23 protein-coding genes are annotated in these 26,255 nt (G+C 64.6%); 1 reads left to right on the forward strand and 22 read right to left on the reverse strand.

Annotated elements, in window-relative coordinates; all coding sequences use genetic code 11:
• Nucleotides 1–6: 6 nt before the first annotated feature.
• From hisH to KY496_RS18005, 21 genes are all read right to left on the reverse strand, one after another.
• Nucleotides 7–648 carry an imidazole glycerol phosphate synthase subunit HisH gene (hisH, locus tag KY496_RS17905; RefSeq protein WP_071361040.1) on the reverse strand — a complete coding sequence of 214 codons (642 nt, stop codon included), beginning with the start codon at nt 646–648 and terminating at the stop codon, nt 7–9.
• A 2-nt stretch (nt 649–650) separates the two neighbouring features.
• Nucleotides 651–1,241 carry an imidazoleglycerol-phosphate dehydratase HisB gene (hisB, locus tag KY496_RS17910; RefSeq protein ID WP_005664397.1) on the reverse strand — a complete coding sequence of 197 codons (591 nt, stop codon included), beginning with the start codon at nt 1,239–1,241 and terminating at the stop codon, nt 651–653.
• Nucleotides 1,242–1,319: 78 nt separating this feature from the next.
• Nucleotides 1,320–2,423: a histidinol-phosphate transaminase gene (gene hisC / locus KY496_RS17915; protein WP_071361039.1), complete on the reverse strand. Its 1,104-nt coding sequence runs from the start codon at nt 2,421–2,423 to the stop codon at nt 1,320–1,322.
• Nucleotides 2,420–3,250, reverse strand: coding sequence for a site-specific DNA-methyltransferase (locus KY496_RS17920; protein WP_071361038.1), 831 nt, complete (start codon nt 3,248–3,250; stop codon nt 2,420–2,422). The genes hisC and KY496_RS17920 overlap by 4 nt, the downstream gene beginning before the upstream one ends.
• A complete protein-coding gene (gene hisD, locus KY496_RS17925) occupies nt 3,247–4,584 on the reverse strand; it encodes a histidinol dehydrogenase (protein WP_219861838.1) in 1,338 nt (445 codons plus the stop codon). Before hisD ends, KY496_RS17920 begins: the two co-directional genes overlap by 4 nt.
• 6 nt (nt 4,585–4,590) lie before the next feature.
• Nucleotides 4,591–5,265 carry an ATP phosphoribosyltransferase gene (gene hisG, locus KY496_RS17930; RefSeq protein WP_005664389.1) on the reverse strand — a complete coding sequence of 225 codons (675 nt, stop codon included), beginning with the start codon at nt 5,263–5,265 and terminating at the stop codon, nt 4,591–4,593.
• A gap of 25 nt (nt 5,266–5,290) precedes the next feature.
• Nucleotides 5,291–6,541 carry a UDP-N-acetylglucosamine 1-carboxyvinyltransferase gene (murA, locus tag KY496_RS17935; protein ID WP_219861840.1) on the reverse strand — a complete coding sequence of 417 codons (1,251 nt, stop codon included), beginning with the start codon at nt 6,539–6,541 and terminating at the stop codon, nt 5,291–5,293.
• A 2-nt stretch (nt 6,542–6,543) separates the two neighbouring features.
• Complete coding sequence (locus KY496_RS17940; protein WP_005664385.1) at nt 6,544–6,780, reverse strand: BolA family protein; 237 nt, start codon at nt 6,778–6,780, stop codon at nt 6,544–6,546.
• 26 nt (nt 6,781–6,806) lie between these two features.
• Nucleotides 6,807–7,568, reverse strand: coding sequence for an ABC transporter permease (locus tag KY496_RS17945; RefSeq protein WP_071361035.1), 762 nt, complete (start codon nt 7,566–7,568; stop codon nt 6,807–6,809).
• On the reverse strand, nt 7,568–8,497 hold the full coding sequence (locus KY496_RS17950; RefSeq protein WP_005664382.1) for an ABC transporter ATP-binding protein: 930 nt from the start codon (nt 8,495–8,497) through the stop codon (nt 7,568–7,570). Before KY496_RS17950 ends, KY496_RS17945 begins: the two co-directional genes overlap by 1 nt.
• A gap of 179 nt (nt 8,498–8,676) precedes the next feature.
• Nucleotides 8,677–8,952: a lipid asymmetry maintenance protein MlaB gene (locus KY496_RS17955; protein ID WP_005664380.1), complete on the reverse strand. Its 276-nt coding sequence runs from the start codon at nt 8,950–8,952 to the stop codon at nt 8,677–8,679.
• Between the two features lie 9 nt (nt 8,953–8,961).
• Nucleotides 8,962–9,609, reverse strand: a complete 648-nt coding sequence (locus KY496_RS17960; protein WP_219861842.1) for a phospholipid-binding protein MlaC — start codon at nt 9,607–9,609, stop codon at nt 8,962–8,964.
• A 54-nt stretch (nt 9,610–9,663) separates the two neighbouring features.
• On the reverse strand, nt 9,664–10,392 hold the full coding sequence (locus KY496_RS17965) for a VacJ family lipoprotein (protein ID WP_219861843.1): 729 nt from the start codon (nt 10,390–10,392) through the stop codon (nt 9,664–9,666).
• A complete protein-coding gene (gene mlaD, locus KY496_RS17970) occupies nt 10,389–10,862 on the reverse strand; it encodes an outer membrane lipid asymmetry maintenance protein MlaD (protein ID WP_071361033.1) in 474 nt (157 codons plus the stop codon). The genes KY496_RS17965 and mlaD overlap by 4 nt, the downstream gene beginning before the upstream one ends.
• 40 nt (nt 10,863–10,902) lie before the next feature.
• Complete coding sequence (gene mlaE / locus KY496_RS17975; RefSeq protein WP_005664373.1) at nt 10,903–11,685, reverse strand: lipid asymmetry maintenance ABC transporter permease subunit MlaE; 783 nt, start codon at nt 11,683–11,685, stop codon at nt 10,903–10,905.
• A complete protein-coding gene (locus KY496_RS17980; RefSeq protein WP_071361032.1) occupies nt 11,682–12,485 on the reverse strand; it encodes an ABC transporter ATP-binding protein in 804 nt (267 codons plus the stop codon). The genes mlaE and KY496_RS17980 overlap by 4 nt, the downstream gene beginning before the upstream one ends.
• A gap of 558 nt (nt 12,486–13,043) precedes the next feature.
• Nucleotides 13,044–14,507, reverse strand: coding sequence for a glutamate synthase subunit beta (locus tag KY496_RS17985; protein ID WP_219861844.1), 1,464 nt, complete (start codon nt 14,505–14,507; stop codon nt 13,044–13,046).
• 79 nt (nt 14,508–14,586) lie between these two features.
• Nucleotides 14,587–19,302 (reverse strand): glutamate synthase-related protein, encoded by a 4,716-nt coding sequence (locus tag KY496_RS17990; protein ID WP_184240134.1) that lies wholly within the window; start codon nt 19,300–19,302, stop codon nt 14,587–14,589.
• Nucleotides 19,303–19,553: 251 nt separating this feature from the next.
• Entirely contained in the window at nt 19,554–20,264 is a 711-nt protein-coding gene (locus tag KY496_RS17995; RefSeq protein WP_184240132.1) for a transposase, read from the reverse strand.
• A 255-nt stretch (nt 20,265–20,519) separates the two neighbouring features.
• A complete protein-coding gene (locus KY496_RS18000; RefSeq protein WP_005664361.1) occupies nt 20,520–21,200 on the reverse strand; it encodes a response regulator transcription factor in 681 nt (226 codons plus the stop codon).
• A gap of 123 nt (nt 21,201–21,323) precedes the next feature.
• The gene (locus tag KY496_RS18005) at nt 21,324–22,454 is read right to left on the reverse strand and encodes a sensor histidine kinase KdpD (RefSeq protein ID WP_219861847.1); all 1,131 of its coding nucleotides are present in this window, start codon (nt 22,452–22,454) and stop codon (nt 21,324–21,326) included.
• Between the two features lie 182 nt (nt 22,455–22,636).
• Here KY496_RS18005 and KY496_RS18010 point away from each other — a divergent pair, with 182 nt between their 5' ends.
• Nucleotides 22,637–22,885: a DUF3297 family protein gene (locus KY496_RS18010; protein ID WP_005664358.1), complete on the forward strand. Its 249-nt coding sequence runs from the start codon at nt 22,637–22,639 to the stop codon at nt 22,883–22,885.
• 85 nt (nt 22,886–22,970) lie between these two features.
• Here KY496_RS18010 and KY496_RS18015 read toward each other — a convergent pair whose 3' ends face one another.
• Nucleotides 22,971–26,084: a DEAD/DEAH box helicase gene (locus KY496_RS18015; protein ID WP_219861849.1), complete on the reverse strand. Its 3,114-nt coding sequence runs from the start codon at nt 26,082–26,084 to the stop codon at nt 22,971–22,973.
• Nucleotides 26,085–26,255: the final 171 nt, after the last annotated feature.

A 26,255-nucleotide genomic window follows, 5' to 3' on the forward strand; every position in this document is an offset into this window, starting at 1 on the left:
GCGGAATCACGGATTCCAGTGAATGAAATTGCGGTACAGGCGCAGCCCGGCGGCGGCGCTCTTTTCGGGGTGGAACTGGGTGGCGACGATATTATCGCGGCCGACGGCGCAGCAGAACGGGCCGCCGTAGTCGGTCTCGCCGATCACGTCGTCGCGGTTCTCCGGCGCGGCGTAGTAACTATGCACGAAATAGAAATAGCTGCCGTCCTCGACGCCCTCCCACAGCGGGTGGGGACGCGCCTGGCGCACCTGGTTCCAGCCCATCTGCGGGACCTTGAAGCGCGAGCCGTCGGCCTGCAGCTTGCCGTCCAACTGGAACCGCACCACCTTGCCGGGCAACAGGCCCAGGCCGGGGGTGCCTTCGTTCTCTTCACTTTCATCGAACAGCATCTGCTCGCCCACGCACACGCCCATGATCGGACGGGTCTTGGCGGCGCGCATCAGCGCGTCTTCGAGACCGGATTCGCGCAGGCTGCGCATGCAGTCGCGCATGGCGCCCTGGCCCGGCAGCACGATGCGGTCGGCGCGGTCCAGGTCCGCGGCCGAGCTGGAAATGAGGACGTCGGCCTCGGGCGCGGCGGCGCGCAGCGCCTGCGCCACCGAGCGCAGGTTACCGAGTCCATCGACGACGACGATCTTGTTGGCCATGATTACAGGCTGCCCTTGGTCGATGGGATGATGCCGGCCGCACGCGGGTCCAGCTCGGTGGCCATGCGCAGCGCACGACCGAAGGCCTTGAACACCGTCTCGCACTGGTGGTGGGCGTTCACGCCGCGCAGGTTGTCGATGTGCAGGGTGACCGCCGCGTGGTTCACGAAGCCGCGGAAGAATTCGCCGGTCAGGTCGACGTCGAAGGCGCCGATCATGGCGCGCGTGAACGGCACGTGCAGCTCCAGGCCGGGACGGCCCGAGAAATCGATCACCACGCGCGACAGCGCTTCGTCCAGCGGCACGTACGAGTGGCCGTAGCGGACGATGCCCTTCTTGTCGCCGATGGCCTTGGCCACGGCCATGCCCAGCGTGATGCCGACGTCTTCCACCGTGTGGTGGGCGTCGATGTGCAGGTCGCCCACGGCCTCGACCTCGAGGTCGAACATGCCGTGGCGCGCGATCTGGTCGAGCATATGGTCGAGGAAGGGGACGCCGGTATTGAGCTTCTGGCGGCCGGTGCCGTCGAGGTTGATCGAGACGCGGATCTGCGTCTCGTTGGTATTGCGCGTGATGTCGGCGGTGCGGGTCATTGCTAAGGGCGGTCGTCGGTCGGTCTCTTGCTGGGCAGGAGCCGACTGGATTAAATGGTGTCCGTCAGGGGCGCTGGATTACAGCGACGTCTTCAGGGCTGCCAGGAACTGGTCGTTCTCTTCGGGGGTGCTGACCGTGACGCGGATGCAGTTGGCCAGCAATTTATGCATTTTACTCAAATTTTTGATCAAGACCTTCTCGCCATGGAGAATCGCACAGGCGCGCTCGGCATCGGGCACGCGCAGCGAGATGAAATTGGCGGCCGACGGGAACACTTCCACACCGGGCAGGGCCGCCAGGGCGGCGGCCAGGCGGGTGCGTTCCTCGTTGAGCAGGCCGGCCTGGCGGTCCAGCACGTCCAGGTGGTCGAGCGCGAACTCGGCCGCCACCTGGGTCAGCACATTGACGTTGTACGGCGGGCGCACCTTCTCGAACTCCGCCAGCAGCGGCGCGGCGGCCGACATATAGCCGAGGCGGATACCGGCCAGGCCCAGCTTGGACAGGGTGCGCATCACGACCAGGTTCGGGTGTTGCGGCAGCCGCTCCATGAAGCTGACCCGGGCAAACGGTTGATACGCCTCGTCGACCACCACGATGCCGTGCTCGCCCACGGCCTCGATGATCGCGACCATGTCGCCGGCATCGTACAGGTTGCCGGTCGGGTTGTTCGGATAGGCCAGGAATACCAGCGACGGCTTGTGCTCGGCAATCGCCGCCAGCATGGCCGGCAGGTCGAGCGAGAAATCGGACTGGATCGGCACGCCGACGAAGTCGGCGCCCGCGAACTGGGCCGAGCGCGAGAACATCACGAAGGCCGGGACCGGGGCCATCACCACGGCACGTTTGCTGCCGGCTTCGCGTTCCTGGCGCGCGATCGCGGTCGCCAGGATCGTGATCAGCTCGTCCGAGCCGTTGCCGAGCAGGACGTCATAGCCTTCCGGGACGCCCAGCTTGCTGCAGATCCTGTCCTTGAGGGTGCGGTAGGACGGCACCGGATAGCGGTTCAGGGCCGCCTCGGCCAGGCGCGCGCCCAGTTCGGCGCGCAGCGGCTCGGGCAGCTGGTACGGGTTTTCCATCGAGTCGAGCTTGACGTAGCCGATCGAGTCCGGCACGTGATAGCTGCCCACGGCGCGCACGTCGGCGCGGATGGTGTTCTCGATCAGTTTGGCGATGTCGGTCATGATGTCTCTTCCGTGGTGGTGAGGGCCTTGGCGGCCTTGCGCAGTTTTTTTGCTTTCGCCCCGCTGAGCGGCACCTCGGGCGCGGCCAGCCGCTCGGCGATGATGGCGCAGTAGTCGGGATTCAGTTCGAAACCGGTGTACTGGCGGCCCAGGCGCTTGGCGGCGATGGCCGTGGTGCCGCTGCCCATGAAGGGGTCGAGCACGATGCCGCCCGGCGGGCAGGAGGCCTTGACCATGCGCTCGATGATCTCGAGCGGCTTCTGGGTCGGATGGTCGGCGCGCTCCGGATGTTCGCGGTGCAGGCGCGACACGCTCCACACGTCCTTCGGGTTGTAGCCGACTTCGAGCCACTTGGCGCCCACGAAGATCGAGCGCGAACGCGCCTTCTTGGTCTCGGCGTCATACGGGATGCGCACCGCGTCCAGGTCGAAATAGTAATCCTTGCGCCTGGCGAAGAAGCCGATGGTGTCGTGCACCGAGGAGAAGCTGCGCACGCTGCCGCCCATCGACGGCACGCGGCGGTCCCAGATGATCTCGTTCATCATCGTCATGCGTTTTTTCAGCATCACGAAGATCTCGGGCGCGAAGCGCCAGGTGAGGAAGATGTACAGGCTGCCGTTGGGCTTGAGCTTGGGGATGGCGGCGTCGATCCACTGCTCGGTCCAGGCGAGGTAGGCCTCGACGCTTTGCTGGTCCGACGCGTTGCCGTAGTCCTTGCCCAAGTTGTAGGGCGGGTCGGTCAGGATCAGGTCGATGGACCCGTCCGGGATGCGCGCCAGGCCGGCCAGCGCATCCTCGCAGAATACCTGGTTGACCCAGGACGTCATGATTGCTGCGGCGGCACTGGGTTCAAGCGCAGCTCGGCGCTGCGCGCGTGCGCCTGCAGGCCTTCGCCGTAGGCGAGAGTCGCGGCCACTTTACCAAGCGTTTGCGCGCCCGCTTCGCTGACCTGGATGATCGACGAGCGTTTCTGGAAGTCGTAGACGCCCAGCGGCGACGAGAAGCGCGCCGTGCGCGAGGTCGGCAGCACGTGGTTGGGGCCGCAGCAGTAGTCGCCCAGCGATTCGGACGAGAAGCGGCCGAGGAACATGGCGCCGGCGTGACGGATTTTATCGGCCCACTGCATCGGCTCGAGCGCCGAAATCTCGAGGTGTTCGGCGGCGATCGACGATGCGATCTCGCAGGCCTCGTCCATGTCGCGCACCTTGATCAGCGCGCCGCGGTCGGTCATCGACGTGGTGATCGTGTCCTTGCGCGGCATCGCCGGCAGCAGCTTGTGGATGCTCTGCTCGACCTTGGCGATGTAATCCGCATCGGGGCACAGCAGGATGGCCTGGGCCAGTTCGTCGTGCTCGGCCTGCGAGAACAGGTCCATCGCCACCCAGTCCGGATCGGTGGTGCCGTCGCACAGCACCAGGATCTCGGACGGGCCGGCGATCATGTCGATGCCGACCGTGCCGAACACGCGGCGCTTGGCGGCGGCGACATAGGCGTTGCCGGGGCCGACGATCTTGTCGACCGGCTGGATGGTCTCGGTGCCGTAGGCCAGCGCGCCGACGGCTTGCGCGCCGCCGATGGTGATCACGCGGGTCACTCCCGCAATCGCGGCGGCGGCCAGGACCATCTGGTTCTTCACGCCGTCCGGGGTTGGCACGACCATGATGATTTCTTTCACGCCGGCGACGTGGGCCGGGATCGCGTTCATCAGCACCGACGACGGATACGCGGCCTTGCCGCCCGGGACATAGATGCCGACCCGGTCCAGCGGGGTCACGCGCTGGCCCAGCATCGTGCCATCGGGCTCGGTGAAGGTGAAGCCGGTCGAGGCGTCCTTCTGGCGCTCGTGGAACACGCGCACGCGGTCGGCCGCCACCTGCAGCGCGGCGCGCTGGGCTTCCGGCAGCGCGGCCAGAGCCTGGTCCAACTCGGCCTGGCCAATGTCGAATTCGGCCATCGACTTCGCGCCGCCGTTCGGGATGCGGTCGAACTTGTTGGTGTACTCCAGCACAGCCGCATCGCCGCGCGCCTTCACGTCGCGCAGGATATGCGCGACCGCGGTCTCGATGGCGTCATCGGTTTCCGCTTCGAACGCCAGCAGGGCGTCGAGGGTGTTCTTGAAGTCGGGCGCGGTGGAGTCTAACTTGCGGATCTGTACTGCCATGATGCTTCAGCCTTGTCGTTGGGAGGCGCGTTCGAACGCCTCGAGAATTGGTTGCAGGCGCTCGCGCTTGAGCTTGAGCGCGGCCTGGTTCACCACCAGGCGCGAGGAGATGTCCATGATCTTTTCGACTTCGACCAGGTTGTTGGCGCGCAGGGTGCCGCCGGTCGAGACCACGTCGACGATGGCGTCCGACAGGCCGACCAGCGGCGCCAGCTCCATCGAGCCGTACAGCTTGATCAGGTCGACGTGCACGCCCTTGCTGGCGAAGTGCTCGCGCGCGGTGTTGACGAACTTGGTCGCCACCCGCAGGCGCGCGCCCTGGCGCACGGCGCTGTCGTAGTCGAAGCCGGCGTTGACCGCGACCGACATGCGGCACTGGGCGATGCGCAGGTCGATCGGCTGGTACAGCCCTTCTCCGCCATGCTCGAGCAGCACGTCCTTGCCGGCCACGCCGAAATCGGCCGCGCCGTGCTGGACGTAGGTCGGCACGTCGGACGCGCGCACGATCAGCACCCGCACGCCCGGATCGTTGGTCGAGAGGATGAGTTTACGCGAAGTCTCGGGGTTTTCCAGCACCTCGATCCCGGCCGCCGACAGCAGCGGCAGGGTGTCTTCGAAGATGCGGCCCTTGGAAAGCGCCAGGATCAGCTGGGGTTCTCCATGTACGCCATTGAATGTCATGTGCTTGAGTTTATTTAATACGTACTTACTTAATACGGACAATCGCGGCGCCAACGGCCGACAGTTTCACTTCCATCCGGTCGTAGCCGCGATCGAGGTGGTAGATGCGGTCGATCAGGGTGGTGCCCTCGGCCGCCATGCCGGCGATCACCAGGGAAGCCGAGGCGCGCAGGTCGGTCGCCATCACCGGCGCGCCGACCAGGCGTTCGACGCCCTTGATGAAGGCGGTATTGCCCTCGGTCGAAATGTGCGCGCCGAGGCGGTTCATCTCTTGCACGTGCATGAAGCGGTTCTCGAAGATCGTCTCGGTGACTTTCGACGGACCGTCCGCGATCGTGTTCACGGCCATGAACTGGGCCTGCATATCGGTCGGGAAGCCCGGATATTCGGTGGTGCGGAACGAGACCGGACGCGGACGGCCGTCCATCTGCGCGCGGATGGTATTTTCACCAACGGTCAGCTGCAGGCCGATCTCGCGCAGCTTGTCGAGCGCGACGTCGAAGATGTCGGTGCGGGTATTGGTCAGCACGATGTCGCCACCGGTGGCCGCCACCGCGCACAGGAAAGTCGCGGCCTCGATGCGGTCCGAGATCACCGCATGGGTCGCCCCGTGCAGTTCGTCCACGCCCTGGATCACCAGGCGGTCGGTGCCGATGCCCTCGATCTTCGCGCCCATGGCCACGAGCAGATTGGCCAGGTCGGTCACTTCCGGTTCGCGCGCGGCGTTCTCGAGCACCGTCTCGCCTTCGGCCAGGGTGGCGGCCATCAAGAGGTTCTCGGTGCCGGTCACGGTGATCATGTCGGTGTGGATGCGCGCGCCTTTCAGCTTCTTCGCCTTGGCGTAGATGTAGCCGCCCTCGATCGTGATCTCGGCGCCCATCGCGCGCAGGCCCTTGATGTGCTGGTCGACCGGACGCGAGCCGATCGCGCAGCCGCCCGGCAGCGAGACCTTGGCTTCGCCGAAGCGCGCCAACAGGGGGCCCAGCACCAGGATCGAGGCGCGCATGGTTTTCACCAGTTCGTACGGCGCTTCGAGCGTGTCGATGGCGCCGCCGTTCATGGTGACATTTTCATCATCCTGCACGACCTTCAGGCCGGTCTTTTCCAGGAGCTTGAGCATGGTGCGCACGTCGTGCAGGCGCGGCACGTTCGACAGCTGCAGGTCGCCGGCGGTCAACAGGCCGGCGCACAGGATGGGCAGCGCCGCGTTCTTGGCGCCGGATACCGAAATCTCACCAGCCAGGCGCTTGCCGCCGACGATCTGGAGCTTGTCCATGCTTATCCTCCGAATTCTTCAGGGGTCAGGGTTTTCATCGACAGCGCGTGGATTTCCTCGCGCATGCGGTCGCCCAGCGCGGCGTACACGATCTGGTGACGCTGGATGGGACGCTTGCCGGCGAAGGCAGGCGAGACGATCACGGCCTCGAAGTGATGGCCATCGCCCTTCACGTCGAGGTGGGTGCATTCGAGGCCGGCGCTGATATAGCCGTGGATCAGTTCGGGTGTGGTCGCCACGATAACTCCAGTTAAACTTTGTACTATTAATGGCGCAGATTGTAGCCGCGCTTGAGCAGATTGATCGCCACGCCCGTCAGCACCGCGAAGAACACGGTCACGACGGCCAGGCTGGTCCATGGCGAAACGTCGGACTGGCCGAAGAACCCATAGCGGAACCCGTCAATCATATAAAAGAACGGGTTGAAATGCGAGACGGCGAGCCAGAAAGGCGGCAGTTTTTGGACGGAATAGAACACGCCGGCCAGGAAGGTCGCCGGCATGATCAGGAAGTTCTGGAAGGCCGCCAGCTGGTCGAACTTCTCGGCCCAGATGCCGGCGATCGTGCCCATGGTGCCGAGGATGGCCGCGCCCAGCAGGGCGAACACCACGATCCACACCGGCGCCACGAACTCCAGGTGGGCGAACCAGGCGGTGATGACGAACACGCCGGCGCCGACCACGATCCCGCGCAGCATCGAGGCCAGCACGTAGGCGGACAGGATCTCGGCGTGCGACAGCGGCGGCAGCAGGATGAAGACCAGGTTGCCGCTGATCTTGGACTGGATCAGCGACGAGGACGAATTGGCGAAGGCGTTCTGCAGCACGCTCATCATCACCAGGCCCGGGATCAGGAACGAGGTGTAGGCGACGCCGTCGAGCATCTCGACCCGGCCGTCGAGCACGTGGCCGAAGATCAGGAGGTAGAGCATGGCGGTGACCACCGGCGCGGCCACGGTCTGGGTCGCGACCTTCCAGAAGCGCAGCGACTCCTTGTAGAACAGGGTACGGAAACCGATCGAGAACATTACTTACCCTCCTCCATGATCTGGATGAAGATGTCCTCGAGGTCGGCCTGCTCCAGCTGCATCTCGTCGATGACGGCGCCGTTCTCGCGCAGGCGCGCCAGGATCGGCTCGACCTCCGAATAATCGTTCACGCGCAGCGTGTACTTGTTGCCGCCGCCGTTGCCATTGCCGTTGGTGTGCTCGTCGTGCGAGACGAGATGGCGCAGCGACTCGGGCAGATCCCCCGACTTCAGGTGCACCACCAGCTGCGAACCCGACACGCGGCGCAGCAGCGCGCTCATGGTGTCGAGCGCCACCACGTTGCCGCGCCGGAGCATGGCCACGCGCTGGCACATGGCTTGCGCTTCCTCGAGGTAGTGGGTAGTGAGGACCACGGTGTGGCCGCCCTCGCGGTTCAAACGCGCGATGAACTTCCACAGGGTCTGGCGCAGCTCGACGTCGACGCCGGCGGTCGGCTCGTCGAGCACGATCACGGGCGGACGGTGCACCAGGGCCTGCGCCACCAGCACGCGCCGCTTCATGCCGCCCGACAGCGCGCGCATGTTCACGTCGGCCTTGTCGGTGAGATCGAGGTTGTGCATCACCTCGTCGATCCAGGCGTCGTTGTTGCGAATGCCGAAGTAGCCCGACTGCAGGCGCAGGGTCTCGCGCACCGTGAAGAAGGGATCGAACACCAGTTCCTGCGGCACCACGCCCAGGCGCTTTCTCGCTTCGCGGAAGTCGCTCACGACGTCGTGGCCGTGGATGCGCACGCGGCCGGCATCGGGCCGGATCAGGCCCGCGATGGTGGAGATGAGGGTGGTCTTGCCGGCGCCGTTCGGGCCCAGGAGGCCGAAGAACTCGCCTTCCTCGATGTCCAAGGAGACGCCCTTCAGGGCCTTGAAGCCCTTGTAGCTCTTCTCGACGCTGTCAATCTGGATTGCTGTCATGCTTGTTGGATGGCGCGGCGCGCGGAAATGGGATTCGACCCGTAAGCGCACCGAAGGACCGTGCGGAGAAACGGTCCATTATAGGTGAAATCGCCATGTCAAGCGGGCAGAGGGGAGAATTGCGCGGGGTACGCCAGAGGGAGGCGCAATGCAAACGGCGGCCAGTCGGCCGCCGGTCTTCAGGCTTGCGGCAGCAGCGTGTCGACCCCGTACAGGGCCGCCAGCTTTTGCACGTTGTCCGGCACGTTCACGAAGGTGAGCCGGTGGCCGGCATCGCGCGCGCGGCGCTGCCAGGCCAGCAGCAGGGCCACGCCGGACGAATCGGCCGCCTTCACGCCGCCGAGATCGAACACGGTCTCGCCGGCGCGGATCGCCGCCGCGCCCTGCTCCAGTGCCTGGTGGGCGGTCAGGAAGGTCAGGGCGTCGATCGACAGCATCGGGTTGGATTCAGCCATGTTGACGGATCACTTCGCCGGCGCGGCCAGCGGCTTGGAGGCCAGCTGGGCGTTGCGGTCGGCCAGGCGCTTGATCAGGCCATCGATGCCGCTCTTGCTGATCTCGCTGTTGAAGGTGCTGGTATAGGTCTGGACCAGCCAGGCGCCCAGCACGTTCACGTCATAGATCTTCCAGCTGCCCTTGTCGTTGCTCAGGCGGTAGTTCAGGGTGATCGGTTCGCCGCGGGCGACGTTCACCTGCGAGCGCACTTCGACGTCGCTATCGGTCGGCGAGCCGCGCATCGGCTTGAACTCGACGGTCTCGTTCTTGATGGTCGACAGCGCGCCGGCGTAGGTGTACACCAGCAGGTCGCGGAACTCCTTGGTCAGCTTCTGCTTCTGTTCCGGGGTGGCGCTGCGCCAGTGGCGGCCGGCAGCCTGCTGGGTCATCTTCTCGGCGTCGACGTAGGGCAGGATCTTTTCGTTGACCAGGCCCATGATCTTGCTGCGGTTGCCGGCCTGGATGTCCTTGTCGGCCTTGACGCTGTCGATCACTTCATTGCTGATGCGCTTGACCAGCGCGTCCGGCGCTTCGGCGGCGGCCACCGGGGCGGCGACCAGGACGGTGGAGAACGCCACGGTGGCGGCGGCGGCGACCAGGTGCATGAATGGCTTCATCGGTTTCCTTTCGGTTGGCGGCGGCGACGGCCGCACGCACGGTTGATCTTGTTGTTACTGCTCGTCGGCGTCAGGGGCCTGGCGCGGCACGTCGCCGTCGTACACCTGACTCTGGCGGCGCTGCAGGTAGCCGTCGCGCAGGAACTCGTAACGGTCGAGTGCGGCGTCTTCGAGCAGGCTGGACGCGTCGAGCAGGCTGGCGCGGGTATCGATCACACGGATGCCCGCGCCGATATTGCGCCAGTTGTGCGGCTCCTTGTATTTCCAGATATCGCCCGCCACGTCGGCCGGCACGGCCGCGGTATCACGTACGGTAGATGGGCCCAGCAGCGGCAAAATCAAGTAGGGGCCGCTTGGCACGCCCCACTTGCCCAGGGTCTGGCCGAAGTCTTCGTCGCTTTTCTGCATGCCCGCTTCGGAAGCGATGTCGAGCAGGCCGAAGATGCCGAAGGTCGAGTTCAGCGCAACGCGGCCGAAATCGGTGCCGGCCTGCTCGGGTTTACCCTGCAGCAGGTTGTTGACCGAGCTCCAGGCATCCGACAGGTTGCCGAAGAAATTGCCGACGCCGGTCTGGGCAAAGCCCGGCACGACGTTCTTGTAGCCGGTGGCCACCGGCTTCAGGACGGCGCGGTCGACCGCGTCGTTGAAGCTGAACATGGCGCGGTTATAGCCTTCCAGCGGATCCTGGGGGTTCGAGGCAGTCGTTGCACAACCTGTCAGGACCAGGATGGCGGCGGCGGCGGCGCCGAGGCGCAAGTGCGAGAGCGTGACGGCGTAGTTCATTCACTACCTTCCTTTCCTTCAGCAGCCTTGCTGTAGATAAATTGATTAATTAAGTCTTCCAGGACCGTCGCCGACTGGGTGCGGTTGATGCGATCGCCCTCCGCCAGGTTTTGCTCATCGCCACCGGCTTCGATGCCGATGTATTGTTCACCCAATAAGCCAGCAGTCAAAATCTTCAGCGAGCTGTCTTTCGGGAATTTATATTCAGTATCCATATCGAGGCGCACCGATGCCTGGAAGCTCTTGTCGTCGAAGGTGATCTCACCCACGCGACCGACCACCACGCCCGCGCTCTTGACCGGTGCCTGCGGCTTGAGCCCGCCGATATTGTCGAAACGGCCCGTGATCGAATACGTTTGGCCGAACGACAGAGACCTCATGTTTCCTGCCTGGAAAGCCAGGAACAGCAGCGCGGCCAGACCCAGCAGAACGAACAGGCCGACCCAGACGTCGATAGTTTTGCGATGCATTTTGAATACCCTACAGTAACCGTTTTAACCGTTTATTAACTTATTTATTGAACATCAGGGCCGTCATGACGAAATTCAGCCCCCAGACCAGCAGCGATGCAATCACGACGGTGCGCGTGGTCGCGCGCGACACGTCTTCCGGCGTCGGCTGGGCCTGGTAGCCCTGGAACAGGGCGGTAAAGGTCACTGCGATGCCAAAGATAAAGCTTTTAATCACGCCGTTCAGTACGTCAGCTCGCACATCGACACCGGCTTGCATCTGCGACCAGAACGATCCTTCGTCGACGCCGATCAGTTTCACGCCGACGATGTAGCCGCCCAGCACGCCCACCGCCGAGAACACGGTGGCCAGGACTGGCATGGCGATCACGCCGGCCCAGAAGCGCGGCGCCAGCACGCGCTGCACCGGATTGATGGCCATCATTTCCATCGCCGACAATTGCTCGCCGGCCTTCATGAGGCCGATCTGGGCGGTCAGCGAGGTGCCGGCGCGGCCGGCGAACAGCAGCGCGGTCACGACCGGGCCCAGTTCGCGGACCAGCGCCAGCGCCACCACCTGGCCCAGCATCTGCTCGGCGCCATACTGGTTCAGCGTGTAGTAACCCTGCAGGCCCAGCACCATGCCGACGAACAGGCCGGACACGGCGATGATCACCAGCGAATAGTTGCCGATAAAATGGATCTGCTCAGAAATCAGCCCAGGGCGGCGGAAAGCGCCCGGCGAGACACCCAGCAGGTTGAAGAAGGAGCGCACGGCGAAACCGAGGCCGGCGAAGCCTTCGCGCACGGTGCAGCCGACCAGGCCGAGAACGCGGGCGATCATGTGCGCGCTCCCAGGCCCAGGTCGTCGGCCAGCGAGCTGCCGGGATAATGGAACGGCACCGGACCGTCCGGGGCGGCATTGACGAATTGTTTCACGTAAGGGTCTTCCGAGACGCGCAGGTCGTCCGGCGTGCCCTCGGCTACGATCTTGCCGGCGGACATGAAGTACACATAGTCGGCGATCGCGAAGCACTCGTGCACGTCGTGCGAGACGAGGATCGAGGTCGAGCCCAGCGCGTCGTTCAGGTTGCGGATCAGGTTGGCGGTCACGCCCATCGAGATCGGATCGAGGCCGGCGAAGGGCTCGTCGTACATGATCAGTTCGGGGTCCAGCGCCACCGCGCGCGCCACGGCCACGCGGCGCGCCATGCCGCCCGAGATCTCGGCCGGCTTCAGGCGGTGCGCATTGCGCAGGCCGACGGCGTTGAGCTTCATCAGGACCAGGTCGCGGATGAGCTCTTCGGACAGGTCGGTGTGCTCGCGCAGCGGGAAGGCGACGTTATCGAACACCGACAGGTCGGTAAACAGCGCGCCGAACTGGAACAGCATGCCCATGCGGCGGCGCAGGCGGTACAGGCCCTCGGTATCGAGCTGGTGCACGACTTCGCCGCCGATGCGCACTTCGCCCCGCTGGGGACGGATCTGGCCGCCGATCAGGCGCAGCACCGTGGTCTTGCCGCAACCCGACCCGCCCATGACGGCAATGAGCTTGCCGCGTGGGAAGTCCATACGGAGATTCGACAGGATGGAACGCTCACCGTAAGCAAAATGCAGATCGCGGATTTCGACTAGGTTCGACACAGCATAATTAATGTTTGGGGAATCCGGTATTGTAGTGCAGAAAGCTATTTACCTGCTTGAGGGACCCGATTTTACCCTCAGGCGGCGACGTACTATTACAACACTAATAACTAATGAGTCAGATAATTCCGCTTATAAGCCATTGTTTTTATTAAGATATGTATGTTTCACAATATTGGCATTGTTGAATTGTATCAATAAGCTGCATCCAAAAACTGCCGAAGGGGGAGGTTTAAGCTCCTCCTAATTACTGGCCCGGTAAGCCACATTTTTTTGCAACGCACCATAATCTGGGGCCGACGTGACGAAATAGCAAGTGACAGAATATGCAATACTCTGTCGCCATTTTGTCAACGCAAGATACAACCGCGGATCAGATGCCGGGATGGCGTTTCACTTGGCCAGGATGGCGTATAGGCGGGGTTCGGGGAAGTCCGGCTGGCGCATGAGCGCGGCCGGCGCCATCGCGGGTGATGGGCATCGCCGCCTTCGACGAAGCGGCGATCGATGCGGGAGCGAAGGTAGTGGCGGCCGCATTGCGCGTCCGCCACCGGGATCTCAACGGGGCAGGACCGAGGAACCCATCAGGAACTCGTCGACCGAGCGCGCGCACTGGCGGCCTTCGCGGATCGCCCACACCACCAGCGACTGGCCACGGCGCATGTCGCCGGCCGCGAACAGCTTCGGGTTCGAGGTCTGGTAGGCGCCTTCGCCCTCGGTGGCGGCGCGCACGTTGCCGCGCGGGTCTTTCTGCACGCCGAAGGCGTCCAGCACCTGCTGCACCGGCGAGACGAAGCCCATCGCCAGGAACACCAGGTCGGCCTTGAGTTCGAATTCGCTGTCCGGCACTTCGCTCATCTTGCCGTCCTTCCATTCGACGCGGCAGGCGATCAGCTTCTCGACCTTGCCGCCCTTGCCTTCCAGGCGCTTGGTCGCCACCGCCCAGTCGCGCTCGCAGCCTTCCTCGTGCGAGGACGAGGTGCGCAGGCGGGTCGGCCAGTAAGGCCAGACCAGCGGCTTGTTCTCTTGTTCCGGCGGCTGCGGCATCAGTTCGAACTGGGTGACGGAAAGCGCGCCGTGGCGGTTCGAGGTGCCGACGCAGTCCGAACCGGTGTCGCCGCCGCCGATGACCACCACGTGCTTGCCCGTGGCCTTGATCTGGTCCTTCAGCTTGTCGCCGGCATTGACCCGGTTCTGCTGCGGCAGGAAGTCCATCGCGAAGTGCACGCCCTTCAGTTGGCGGCCCGGGACCGGCAGGTCGCGCGGCTGCTCGGCGCCGCCGGCCAGGATCACGGCGTCGAAGTCCTTTTCCAGGTCTTCCGGGAAGATCGTGTCGCGCGCCATATTGCTGACCGTGGCCGGGAAGTCCTTGCCGATCAGGACGCCGGTGCGGAAGGTGACGCCTTCGGCCTGCATCTGCTCGACGCGACGGTCGATCAGGTCCTTCTCCATCTTGAAGTCGGGGATCCCGTAGCGCAGCAGGCCGCCGATGCGGTCGCTCTTTTCGAACACCGTCACGTCGTGGCCGGCGCGCGCCAGCTGCTGGGCCGCGGCCAGGCCGGCAGGACCCGAGCCGACGATGGCGACCTTCTTGCCGGTCTTGACGCGCGGCGGCTGCGGCACCACCCAGCCGTGCTCCCAGCCGGTGTCGATGATCTTGCGCTCGATCGACTTGATGCCGACCGGGTCATTGTTGATGCCCAGGGTACAGGCCGATTCGCACGGCGCCGGGCAGATGCGGCCGGTGAACTCGGGGAAGTTATTGGTCGAATGGAGATTGTCCAGCGCATGGCGGTAGTTGCCATGGAAGACCAGGTCGTTCCAGTCCGGGATCATATTGTTGACCGGGCAGCCCGTATTGCAGAACGGGATGCCGCAATCCATGCAGCGCGCGCCCTGCACCTTGGCCTGGCCGTCGGTCAGGGTGACGACGAATTCCTTGTAGTTCTTGAGACGCACGGGCGGGTCGAGGTATTCCTCTTCCTGCCGTGCGAATTCCATGAAACCGGTGATTTTGCCCACGTTTATTCCTTAATCTATTCGCTGCGGTGATCGACACCAAGGTCATCCCCGCGAAAGCGGGGACCCAAGTTCCGCGGTCTCAGGCCGCCAACTCAATCTTGTCGTTCGCTTCTTCCATGCTCGAGTTGTGCATCTCCTCGAGGGCGCGCTTGTAGTCGGTCGGGAACACCTTGACGAACTTGCTGCGGCTGTTGGCCCAGTCGTCCAGCAGATTGCGCGCGCGCGTGCTGCCGGTATGCTTGAAGTGACGCTCGATCAGGCGGCGCAGGATGACCTCGTCGCATTCGCGCTCGCCATTGCGGGTCTGGCTGTGCCAGACCGCCGGGTCGCACTGCTCCTTGGCCGACAGCACCGGTTCCAGGTTGACCATCGTGGTATTGCAGCGGCCCGCGAACTCGCCCTTCGGATCGTAGACGAAGGCCACGCCGCCCGACATGCCGGCCGCGAAGTTGCGTCCGGTCTCGCCCAGCACCACGACGGTGCCGCCGGTCATGTATTCGCAACCGTGGTCGCCGCAGCCTTCGACCACCGCGATGGCGCCCGAGTTACGCACCGCGAAGCGCTCGCCGGCCACGCCGTTGAAGAAGGCTTCGCCCGAAATCGCGCCATACATCACGGTATTGCCGACGATGATGTTGTCCACCGCCCAGCCGCGAAACTCGGTGTTCGGGCGCACGATGATGCGGCCGCCCGACAGGCCCTTGCCGACGTAGTCGTTGCCTTCGCCGACCAGGTCGATCGTGATGCCGCCGGCCAGGAAGGCCGCCGCCGACTGGCCCGCCGTGCCCTGCAGCTGGATGTGGATGGTGTCGTCCGGCAGGCCGGCGTGTCCATAGCGCTTGGCGACTTCACCCGAGAGCATGGCGCCCACGGTCCGGTTCAGGTTCTTCACCGGCGAGATGAACGAGACGCGCTCGCCCTTTTCCAGCGCGGCTTTCGCTTGCGCGATCAGCTTGTGGTCCAGGGCTTTATCCAGGCCGTGGTCCTGCTCGCCCGTGTGGTACAGGGCGCTGCGACAGTCCACCTGCGGCTGGTAGAAGATGTTCGAGAAGTCCAGGCCCTGCGCCTTCCAGTGCTGGACCGCCTTCGACTTGTCGAGCAGGTCGGCGCGGCCGATCAACTCGTCGTAGCTGCGGATGCCCAGCTGGGCCATGATCTGGCGCGCTTCCTCGGCGACGAAGAAGAAGTAGTTCACCACGTGCTCGGGTTTGCCCTGGAACTTGGCGCGGAGCACCGGATCCTGCGTGGCGACGCCCACCGGACAGGTATTCAGGTGGCATTTGCGCATCATGATGCAGCCCTCGACCACCAGCGGCGCGGTGGCGAAGCCCACTTCGTCGGCGCCCAGCATGGCGGCGATCACGACGTCGCGGCCGGTGCGCATCTGGCCATCCGCCTGCACGCGGATGCGGCTGCGCAGGCCGTTCAGGACCAGGGTCTGCTGGGTCTCGGCCAGGCCGAGCTCCCACGGCGTGCCGGCGTGCTTGACCGAGGACAGCGGCGAGGCGCCGGTGCCGCCGTCATGGCCGGCGACCACCACGTGGTCGGCCTTGGCCTTCGAGACGCCGGCGGCGACGGTGCCGATGCCGACTTCCGACACCAGCTTGACCGAGATCGAGGCGCGCGGATTGGCGTTCTTGAGATCGTGGATCAGCTGGGCCAGGTCTTCGATCGAATAGATGTCGTGGTGCGGCGGCGGCGAGATCAGGCCGACACCCGGCACCGAGAAGCGCAGGGACGCGATGTATTCGGACACCTTATGGCCCGGCAGCTGGCCTCCCTCGCCCGGCTTGGCGCCCTGCGCCATCTTGATCTGGATCTGGTCGGCCGCGTTCAGGTATTCGGCCGTGACGCCGAAGCGGCCCGAGGCCACCTGCTTGATCTTCGAGCGCAGCGAATCGCCTTCTTCCAGCGGGATGTCGACCATCACGCGGTCCTTGCCCAGCACCGACGATAACGTTTCGCCCTTCTTGATGGCGATGCCCTTGAATTCGTTCAGGTAGCGCGATGGGTCCTCGCCGCCTTCGCCGGTATTGCTCTTGCCGCCGATGCGGTTCATCGCGATCGCCAGCGTGGCGTGGGCTTCGGTGCTGATCGAGCCGAGCGACATCGCGCCGGTGGCGAAGCGCTTGACGATCTCTTTCGCCGGTTCGACTTCCTCGATCGGGATCGCCTTGTCGCGGTCGATGCGGAATTCGAACAGGCCGCGCAGCGTCAGGTGACGGCGCGTCTGGTCGTTGATCAGCTGGGCGTACTCTTTATAGGTCGAGAAGTTGTTGGCGCGGGTCGAGTGCTGCAGCTTGGCGATCGCGTCCGGCGTCCACAGGTGGTCTTCGCCGCGCACGCGGAAGGCGTATTCGCCGCCGACGTCCAGGCTGTTGGCCAGCACCGGATCGTTGCCGAAGGCCAGGGCGTGCAGGCGCAGCGCTTCCTCGGCCACTTCGAACAGGCCGATGCCTTCGACGTTCGACGAGGTGCCCTTGAAGTACTTGTCGACCAGCGATTTGTTAAGGCCCACGGCTTCGAAGATCTGGGCGCCGCAGTAGGACATGTAGGTGGAGATGCCCATCTTCGACATCACCTTCAGCAAGCCCTTGCCGATCGCCTTGATGTAGTTGTAGCTCGCGGTCTCCGCCGACATCTCGTGCGGCAGGCCGTGGGCCAGTTCGGCCAGGGTTTCCAGCGCCAGGTAGGGGTGGACGGCTTCGGCGCCGTAGCCCGCCAGCAGGGCGAAGTGGTGGGTCTCGCGCGCCGAGCCGGTCTCGATCACCAGGCCGGTGGAGGCGCGCAGGCCCTTCGCCACCAGGTGCTGGTGGACGCTGGACGTGGCCAGCAGCGCGGGGATGGCGACCAGGTCGGGCGACAGGCGGCGGTCCGACACGATCAGAATGTTGTGGCCCGACTTGACGGCGTCGACCGCTTCGGCGCACAGCGAGGCGAGCGAGGCTTCGATGCCTTCCTTGCCCCAGGCGACCGGATAGCAGATGTTCAGCTCATAAGCCTTGAACTTGCTGCCGGTGTGCTGGCCGATGGCGCGCAGGCGCGCCATGTCGTCGAAGCCGAGGATCGGCTGCGACACTTCGAGGCGCATCGGCGGGTTGACGTTGTTGGTGTCGAGGATGTTCGGCTTGGGGCCGATGAAGGACACCAGCGACATGACCATGCTTTCGCGGATCGGGTCGATCGGCGGGTTGGTCACTTGCGCGAACAACTGCTTGAAGTAGTTATACAGCGGCTTGAGCTTGTTCGAGGTGACGGCCAGCGGCGAATCGTTGCCCATCGAGCCGGTGGCTTCCTCGCCCAGCACGGCCATCGGCGCCATCAGGAATTTCAGGTCTTCTTGCGTGTAGCCGAACGCCTGCTGGCGGTCGAGCAGGGTCAGCGGCTGCTTCTCGCCTTGCGCGTCCTTGGCGCGCGCGGCCATCAGCTGCGATTCGGACAGCTTGATTTCACCCAGCTTGATGCGCACCGACTTGATCCAGGCTTTATAGGGCTTGGCGTTGGCGAAGCTGTCCTTGAGCTCCTTGTCGTCGATGATGCGGCCGGCTTCCAGGTCGATCAGGAACATCTTGCCCGGCTGGAGGCGCCACTTCTTGACGATGCGCGATTCGGGGATCGGCAGCACGCCCGATTCGGAGGCCATCACGACCAGGTCGTCCTCGGTGATGACGTAGCGCGCCGGACGCAGGCCGTTGCGGTCCAGGGTGCCGCCGATGTGGCGGCCGTCGGTGAAGGCCATGGCGGCCGGGCCGTCCCATGGTTCCATCATCGCCGCGTGATATTCGTAGAAGGCGCGGCGGTTGTCGTCCATCGCGGTGTGGTTTTCCCAGGCTTCAGGGATCATCATCATCATCGCCTGGGCCACCGGATAGCCGGCCATCACCAGCAGCTCGAGCGCGTTGTCGAAGCAGGCGGTGTCGGACTGGCCTTCGTAGATCAGCGGGAACAGCTTGTTCAGGTCTTCGCCCAGCACGGCCGACTTGAGCGTGCCTTCGCGCGCGCGGGTCCAGTTGAAGTTGCCCTTGACGGTGTTGATCTCGCCATTGTGGGCGATCATGCGATACGGGTGGGCCAGCGGCCACTCGGGGAAGGTGTTGGTCGAGAAGCGCTGGTGGACCAGCGACAGGGCCGAGATGCAGCGCGGATCCTGCAGGTCCTTGTAGTAGACGCCGACCTGGTCGGCCAGCAGCAGGCCTTTATAGACGATGGTGCGCGCCGACATCGACGGCACGAAGAATTCCTTGCCGTGCAAGAGTTTCAGGGCCTGGATCGCGTGGCCGGACGATTTGCGGATGACGTAGAGCTTGCGTTCGAGCGCGTCGGTGACCATGATGTCCGGGCCGCGGCCGATGAAGATCTGGCGGATCACGGGTTCCTTGGCGCGCACGAAAGGCGACATCGGCATGGTCTCGTCGACCGGCACGTTGCGCCAGCCCAGCACGACCTGGCCTTCGATGCGCACGGCGCGCTCGATTTCCTGTTCGCAGGCGATGCGCGAGGCGTGCTCTTTCGGCAGGAACACCATGCCGACGCCGTATTCGCCGGGCGGCGGCAGTTCGACGCCCTGCTTGGCCATCTCGTCGCGGAAGTACTGGTCCGGGATCTGGATCAGGATGCCGGCGCCGTCGCCCATCAGCGCATCGGCGCCGACGGCGCCCCGGTGATCGAGGTTCTTCAGGATCTGCAGACCCTGTTCAATAATCGAGTGACTCTTGTTGCCCTTGATATGGGCGATGAAGCCGACGCCGCAGGCATCGTGTTCATTGGCGGGATCATACAAACCTTGGGCAATCATGAGACATTCTCCACAACTTTACGGGGATCGAACGCCGAGAATAGTGCACTGCAAAATGCCTCGTCAACCAGAATAATTAGGGTCAGAGTCGAATTGTTTGACAACTTTTTGTCTTGACGATTAATTGGGGACAGAGTCAATCACGCCTGTTCAGAATCAGTTGATTTAGCACTAAGTCGTTGATGTCATGAGGATTTCTGGCAAAAAAAACGGCACGAATAACCGTGCCGTTGTGTCAGGAATTGTGCGCTTCAGGCTGCTGAAAGTGGCGGTAGCGGTGGATTGAAGGGACGTCCGCGCTTGGCCGGCAGGATCTGGCGTTGCGTTTTACGCTCGAGTTCAGTCTTGAAGGAGAGCGAGCCGAGCGGCTGGTTCTTGAGGATCGCGATCGTGATGAAATCGACCTCTTCCGTGCTGAGGCCTTGCCGGACCATGTCGATATACGCCGCCTCGCGCTGGAACGGCGTGTTGCCCAGTGCCCAGAACAGCGGATGATCGGCGACCAGGGTGTCGGTGCGGATGCCGGCGTGGTGGGCGTAGCTGGACCAGGGATAGTCGTCCGGCGCCACCGTGAGCTGCGCACGCACCGGATTGAGCTCGATGTAACGGCTGCAGGTCATGAAATAGCGGTCCGAATCGATCAGCGAGGTGCGAAAACGTCCTTCGAACAGACCGCCGCTGCGCTCGTACTTGAGATTGAACCAGGGGACGTAGAGCCGGCCCACCTTCTGCATCATCAGCGCCAGGCCGGTGGCATCGCTGGGCGTGGCCAGCAGGTGCAGGTGGTTCGGCATCAGGACGTAGGAGTGGATCGCCACGTCATAGAACTTGGCGCCCTCCTTGAGCCAGACCAGGAAGCGCTGGTAGTCGGCCTCTTCGCGAAAGATCACCTGGCGGTTATTGCCGCGCTGGATGACGTGGTGCGGTTGCTCGGGAACGATGAGTCGGGGTTGGCGTGCCATGGCGTCTGCTCAAATGTTGAGCAGGCGATTTTACAGCAGAAATCGACTCTGTCCCCAATTAATCGCAAGCGTCGGCAAAAATACGCCGACTCTGTCCCCATTTACTGGACACACAAGCCAGGAGCAATCGAAACCGCGCAATGTTGAGTAAAACTGAGTAAAGTCGGCAAGATTGCCAAGGAAATTGGCCAATAATTCTACTCTGACCCTAATTGTCCGAGGGGCTATTGGCCAATAATTCGACGCTGACCCTGATTAGGAGAGGGTGAAGCCGGCGGAGAGGCTGTAGCCTTCGCCATAGGCGCTGCGCAGGGGGAGGTCCTGGCCGAGGCCGGAACGGGCTTTCTTGCGCAGGCGGTAGACCAGCATGTCGACCCGGCGGCTGGCGTCCGGGTCTTCGCCGCCCATGCCTGCCACGATCACGTGGCGCGGCACCGGACGGGTATTGATCGTCAACAGGTGCAGGAAATTGCACTCTTTTTCGGTCAGGTCGATCACCTTGCCCATCAGCTCGAGCTGGCGCGCGCTCACGCGCAGGGTCCACTTGCTCGGCGTCGGGACCGGATCGGGCGGACGCACGCGCCGGTCCAGGGCTTCGATGTGGGCCGCCAGTTCGGGGAACTTGATCGGCTTGGTCAAATAATGGTCGGCGCCCAGGCGCAGGCCCAGGATGCGGTGGTCGAACGCCACCCGGCCCGTCAGCACCAGCAGGCCGATCTCGGGATACAGCTGGCGCATGCGCGGAATGACATTGAAACCGTCCTCGTCCGGCAAGCCAAGGTCGAGCACGACCACCGCGGCCGGGGTGCGCGTCAGCGCCGCCCACATCTCGCTGGCGGTCCTGGCGATCGTCACTTCATGGTCGAGCTCCTTCAGGAACTCGGCCATGTCGTCGGCGTATTCGCCATTGTCTTCAACAATCAGTATCTGCGTCATTCCTTGGCCGTAGTGTTCTTTAACCCGACAATGATACCAATGGTAGCGTTATCCTTGCCGGGTCGCGGTCCGATTATCGTTGCTGAGGCGGTCTGAAGCAAGGAGTTGTTCCTCTATAACTCCCTAAAGGCTCAAAGCAGGCATCCATAAACGGAATTCGGCGCCCGCCCCTTCCTCTCCCGGCGCCAGGCTCAGCACACCGCCATGCACCTCGACGATCGAGCGCGCCATGTACAGACCGAGGCCGCTGCCGGGCAGGCCGGCGGCATTGCGGCCGCGGTAGCCCTTGTCGAAGACCCGCGCCACGTCCTCCGGCGGCACGCCGGCGCCGCCGTCCAGCACCGCCAGCTCGACCCCGCCGCCGCTGCGCCGCGCACGCAGGATCACGGGCGCCGACGGCGGCGAAAACGCCAATGCATTATCGATCAAGACCTTGAGCGCCAGGCGCAGGCCTTCCGGCTCCCCGCGCAGGGTCAGTGGCAGTTCTTCCAGCCGCAGCGCAGCTTCGCGGCCGGCCGCGCGGATCTGGACGGCGCCGCTGTCGACCAGGTCGCGCACGGTGATCGTGTTCGGCTGGCGCGCGCGGCCGAGCGCGGCCATGCGATCCGGCGACAGGTATTCGTCGAGCATCCCGATCAGGCGGTCGACCGCGGCGCCGATCTTGCGGTAGCGCGTGCGCGTGGGCTCGTCGGCGTGGCTCGACGTCGCCTCGAGGCGCTGGATGGCGCCGTCGATCGTGGCCAACGGGGTGCGGAATTCGTGATTGAGCATGCTGGCAAAACGCTTCTGCTCGCTTTGGTGGGCGCGTCGCGCCGACAGGTCGCGCAGCAGCCCGACCAGGGTCGCGCCATGGTCGGCAGCACCGTCGGCAGAGCCGTCGACCAGCGCCGTGGCCAGGCCTTCCAGCGCCAGCGGCCGGCCCTCGGCGTCGAACAGGTCGAATTCGCGCTGGCTGCGCGCGCCGGGCGCGCCGCCGGCCGCCTCGCGCAGCCAGGCCGCGAGCGGCGCCAGGGGCGAGACGGCGTCGCCGTCGAGCGCACGCTGCAGCGCCTCGCGGTCGAAGCCGCTCAGTGCGCCGAAGGCGGGGCTCAGATACACGAAGCGGTGCGCCGGCAGCGCGATGGCGAAGGCGACATCGCCGCCCAGTTCGGCGATCGCGCGGAACTGCCCGGCCGGCAGCGCATCGTCGTCAGGGCGGCCCGCGATGGGAGGGGAGCCTGGCGACGAGGCGGCGGCATGGGGGCTGGACTTCATCGGGCTCTTTCTTGACCAACTAGCAAGGATGTCAGGTTTACCATCAAGTATACAGCCATGAAACAGTGTTTGTGAAATATCTCTCGATGGGCACGCCATGATTCGGGCCAGGCCCGGGCCAAAGGCCGCCCGCGCAAAGAAATGCGCCATGTCCCGGCGAGTTGAGGGATAATTCGCGCACCATGAACGATACCGCAACCCTCCCCCCGCTCCCAGACCGGCTGTCGATCGATCCGAGCAGCCCTTTCCACAACCGTGACGTGTTCCAGCGCGAAATCGGCATCCGCTTCAACGACAAGGATCGCTACGACGTCGAAGAATATTGCCTCAGCGAAGGCTGGATCAAGGTCGCCGCCGGCAAGACCCTCGACCGCCGCGGCAAGCCGATGCTCATCAAGCTCAAGGGCAAGGTCGAAGCCTTCTACAAATAAGCTGTCTTGACAGCGTCGCACGCGGCCTTGCGCCGCGTGCCTTCTTTTCGGCCGTGCTCACGCCAGCGAGCGCGGCCCCATCCAATCAGTCGTCCAGCGGCGCGAAGATCGCCTGCAGGTCTTCCTGCGTCAGCGCCATCTTCTGCGATTCGCCTTCGGACAGGATCGACTGCGCCAGCTCCGACTTCTTCTGCTGCAGCTGCTGGATTTTTTCTTCCAGCGTGCCTTTCGCGATCAGTTTATAAACGAACACGGGCTTGTCCTGCCCGATGCGCCAGGCGCGGTCGGTCGCTTGATTTTCGGCCGCCGGGTTCCACCACGGGTCGTAGTGAATCACGGTGTCGGCCGCTGTGAGATTGAGTCCTACTCCGCCGGCTTTCAGGCTGATCAGGAAGATCGGCACCGCGCCCTGCTGGAAGGCCGCCACCTGGGCCGAGCGGTCGCGCGTCTCCCCGGTCAGGATCGCGTACGGGATGTTGCGCGCGTCGAGTTCTTCCTCGATCAGGCCGAGCATGCTGGTGAACTGCGAGAACACCAGGATCTTGCGGCCCTCGCCCAGCAGGTCTTCGACCATCTGCATCAGGTCCAGCAGCTTGGCCGACACGGCGGCCGTGTTCTTCTTGGACGGCATCGCCTTCACCAGGCGCGGATCGCAGCACACCTGGCGCAGCTTGAGCAAGGCCTCGAGGATGACGATCTGGCTGCGCGCCACGCCCTTGCGGTCGATCTCGTCGCGCACCTTCTTGTCCATCGCCAGGCGCACGGTCTCGTACAGGTCGCGCTGCGGGCCGGTCAGCTCGATGCGGCGCACCATCTCGGTTTTCTCCGGCAGCTCCTTGGCCACGTGGTCTTTCGTGCGGCGCAGCAGGAAGGGACGGATGCGGCGGTTCAGCAGGGTGCGGCGCACCGGGTCGTCCTGGCGCTCGATCGGATGGCGGAACTGCGTGTTGAAGGTCTTCTCGTCGCCCAAGAGGCCCGGGAGCAGGAAGTGGAACTGCGACCACAATTCGCCCAGGTGGTTCTCGAGCGGGGTGCCCGACAGGCACAGGCGGTGGCGGGCGTCGAGCGAGCCGGCCGTCTGCGCCGCCTTGGAGCGGGTGTTCTTGATGTAGTGCGATTCGTCGAGGATCACCAGGTGATAGTGGTGCTTGCGCAGTTCTTCTTCGTCGCGCGGCAGCAGCGCATAGGTGGTCAGGACGATGTCGGCGTCGTCGATCTGGTCGAACAGGTCCATGCGCTCCTTGCCCTGCAGGAGCAGCACCTTGAGGCTCGGCGCGAAGCGCGCGGCTTCGTCGAACCAGTTGGCCATCAGGCTGGTCGGGGCGATCACCAGGGCCGGGCTGGTAAGACGGCCGGCCTCTTTCTCGGTGAGGATGTGGGCCAGCGTCTGCACCGTTTTACCGAGACCCATGTCGTCGGCCAGGATGCCGCCCAGGTCGTACTCGCGCAGGAACTGCATCCAGGACAGGCCGTCGAGCTGGTAATCACGGAGGGTCGCTTGCAGGCCCTTGGGCGCTTCGACCTTCTTGACCGCGCCGAACTGGCTCAGCTTGCGGCCGGTCTCGCGCAGGCGCTCGCCGCCGGTCCAGCGCAGCTCGACGCCGCGCGCCAATTCTTCGAGGCGCGCCGCATCGAGGGTCGACAGGCGCAGCTTGCCCTTGATCTTGTCGTTGAAGTACAGCTCGCCCAGGGTGGCGAGGATCGGCTTGAGGCGGCCCCACGGCAGCGCCACGCGCACGCCGTCAGGCAGGACGGCCAGCATCTGGTCGGCCTCGGCATGGGCGGCCAGCACGGCCGGGTCGAATTCGAGCGGCGCGCTGCGGATCAGCTGCACCAGCACCGGCAGCAGCGGCACGCGCTTCTTCGCCACCACGATGCCCAGCTCCAGTTCGAACCAGGCATTGCCTGCTTCGGCCGGCTCGTCGATGTCGGCGTACCAGTCTTCGACCGGGACCACGTCATACCGGTACTTGTTCGATTTCTGCAGGTGCCAGCCGGCGTCGGACAGCGCGTCGACGTCGTTCTCGGCAAAGCGCAGCCAGTGCGCCTGGCTTTCGAGCTGCAGCGCGCCGGCCATGGCGTTGAACGGGGCGGTGGCCGGCTTGCGAAAGCCGATCTCGCCCAGTTTATCGAGGGCGTCGCTCTCGGCTTTCGGGTCGCGTTCGATGATTTCGGTGAGGTCGCCGATCTGGCGCACCACGCGCTGCGACGGGTCGAACGAGACGCGCTGGCCGTCGTAGTCGAAGGCCAGCACGGCGAAGTCTTGCCAGCGCGTGACGTTGCCGTCGGCCAGCTGCACGGCATCGAGCAGCAGGTGCGGAATCGGCTTGACGTCATTGCGCAGGCGCTGGGTCAGCGGCTGCGGCAATGGCATCAGCTGCTGCAGGCCGTGGGCCAGCAGCAGCTGCGAGACGCGTTTTTTATCGGTGCCGGTCAGGGCCGGGGCTTGCGCCACCAGGGCCTGCAGTTCGGCCAGCGAGATGTCGATGCCGCCGCGATTGAGTTCGAGCGGCCCGCAGGACAGGTTGTCGATGTACCACGGCGGATCGGTCGGCAGCATGTAGTCGATCTGGTCGGCCGCGCTGTGCGTGGCGGCGCCACCGACCGGCTCCACCGACCATCCGAGCTTGGACACGCGGCCTTCGTCGCGCCAGGCCAGGCTGGCCAGGCGGGTCGGGCCACCCTGCAACGGATAGACAAGGCCGCTGGCCATGTCGGACCACGAGTTCGCCCACAGCAGCTTGCCCTGATCGAGCAGCATCTGCAGCAGGATCGCGCCCACCTTGCCCTTGGGTTCGGTGGCGCTGGTGCCCTGGGCCGACCCGCTGCGCATGGCGATGAAGAAGCGCACCAGGTCGACGTCGTCGCCTTCGAGGTAGGCGGGCGGCGCCGACAGCAGCGAGAACACTTCGCTGACCGGGCTGGCCGCGGCCACGTCGCCGTTCGGACGCAGGCGCGCCTTGCACAGGCACAGCGCGACGTGGCGGCCGCCGCTGGTGGGCGCCATGACATAGACGAACTTGTATTGCGCGGCCTTGGGGTCGACGACTTCATCGGTCAGCTTCGGCTGGGGGTGGGCCGCGGCCTCGACCCGTTGCAGCCAGCTCACCACCGGCGCCGGAAGGGCCGGGGAACGTGCGGGAGCGCGGACCGGAGGTGCGTCGCTGGCTTTCTCGCGAAGATAATCGACTGTGGTCATTGGGTCTCGTGGCTTCGTATCAAAAAAGGCAATAAACGGCATTATCTCGCATACGATCACTTCCGTTTTGTTCGGAATCGCACGTAGCGGACAAATCTCATCCGTGCGCAGTGCGCACGCTTTCTCGTCAACCGGTTGTTCTCTCATGTCCGCGACACGCTGTCAAGACTG

It is taken from the genome of Massilia sp. NP310 (assembly GCF_019443485.1).
GTDB classification, from domain to species: Bacteria; Pseudomonadota; Gammaproteobacteria; order Burkholderiales; family Burkholderiaceae_D; genus Telluria; species Telluria timonae.

What these genes read in the sequence shown, in the direction of transcription:
- hisH (WP_071361040.1), bottom strand. Translation starts at nt 648, where the DNA reads ATGGCCAACAAGATCGTCGTCGTCGATGGACTCGGTAACCTGCGCTCG.
- hisB (WP_005664397.1), bottom strand. Translation starts at nt 1,241, where the DNA reads ATGACCCGCACCGCCGACATCACGCGCAATACCAACGAGACGCAGATC.
- hisC (WP_071361039.1), bottom strand. Translation starts at nt 2,423, where the DNA reads ATGACCGACATCGCCAAACTGATCGAGAACACCATCCGCGCCGACGTG.
- KY496_RS17920 (WP_071361038.1), bottom strand. Translation starts at nt 3,250, where the DNA reads ATGACGTCCTGGGTCAACCAGGTATTCTGCGAGGATGCGCTGGCCGGC.
- hisD (WP_219861838.1), bottom strand. Translation starts at nt 4,584, where the DNA reads ATGGCAGTACAGATCCGCAAGTTAGACTCCACCGCGCCCGACTTCAAG.
- hisG (WP_005664389.1), bottom strand. Translation starts at nt 5,265, where the DNA reads ATGACATTCAATGGCGTACATGGAGAACCCCAGCTGATCCTGGCGCTT.
- murA (WP_219861840.1), bottom strand. Translation starts at nt 6,541, where the DNA reads ATGGACAAGCTCCAGATCGTCGGCGGCAAGCGCCTGGCTGGTGAGATT.
- KY496_RS17945 (WP_071361035.1), bottom strand. Translation starts at nt 7,568, where the DNA reads ATGTTCTCGATCGGTTTCCGTACCCTGTTCTACAAGGAGTCGCTGCGC.
- KY496_RS17950 (WP_005664382.1), bottom strand. Translation starts at nt 8,497, where the DNA reads ATGACAGCAATCCAGATTGACAGCGTCGAGAAGAGCTACAAGGGCTTC.
- KY496_RS17955 (WP_005664380.1), bottom strand. Translation starts at nt 8,952, where the DNA reads ATGGCTGAATCCAACCCGATGCTGTCGATCGACGCCCTGACCTTCCTG.
- KY496_RS17960 (WP_219861842.1), bottom strand. Translation starts at nt 9,609, where the DNA reads ATGAAGCCATTCATGCACCTGGTCGCCGCCGCCGCCACCGTGGCGTTC.
- KY496_RS17965 (WP_219861843.1), bottom strand. Translation starts at nt 10,392, where the DNA reads ATGAACTACGCCGTCACGCTCTCGCACTTGCGCCTCGGCGCCGCCGCC.
- mlaD (WP_071361033.1), bottom strand. Translation starts at nt 10,862, where the DNA reads ATGCATCGCAAAACTATCGACGTCTGGGTCGGCCTGTTCGTTCTGCTG.
- mlaE (WP_005664373.1), bottom strand. Translation starts at nt 11,685, where the DNA reads ATGATCGCCCGCGTTCTCGGCCTGGTCGGCTGCACCGTGCGCGAAGGC.
- KY496_RS17990 (WP_184240134.1), bottom strand. Translation starts at nt 19,302, where the DNA reads ATGATTGCCCAAGGTTTGTATGATCCCGCCAATGAACACGATGCCTGC.
- KY496_RS17995 (WP_184240132.1), bottom strand. Translation starts at nt 20,264, where the DNA reads ATGGCACGCCAACCCCGACTCATCGTTCCCGAGCAACCGCACCACGTC.
- KY496_RS18000 (WP_005664361.1), bottom strand. Translation starts at nt 21,200, where the DNA reads ATGACGCAGATACTGATTGTTGAAGACAATGGCGAATACGCCGACGAC.
- KY496_RS18005 (WP_219861847.1), bottom strand. Translation starts at nt 22,454, where the DNA reads ATGAAGTCCAGCCCCCATGCCGCCGCCTCGTCGCCAGGCTCCCCTCCC.
- KY496_RS18010 (WP_005664358.1), top strand. Translation starts at nt 22,637, where the DNA reads ATGAACGATACCGCAACCCTCCCCCCGCTCCCAGACCGGCTGTCGATC.
- KY496_RS18015 (WP_219861849.1), bottom strand. Translation starts at nt 26,084, where the DNA reads ATGACCACAGTCGATTATCTTCGCGAGAAAGCCAGCGACGCACCTCCG.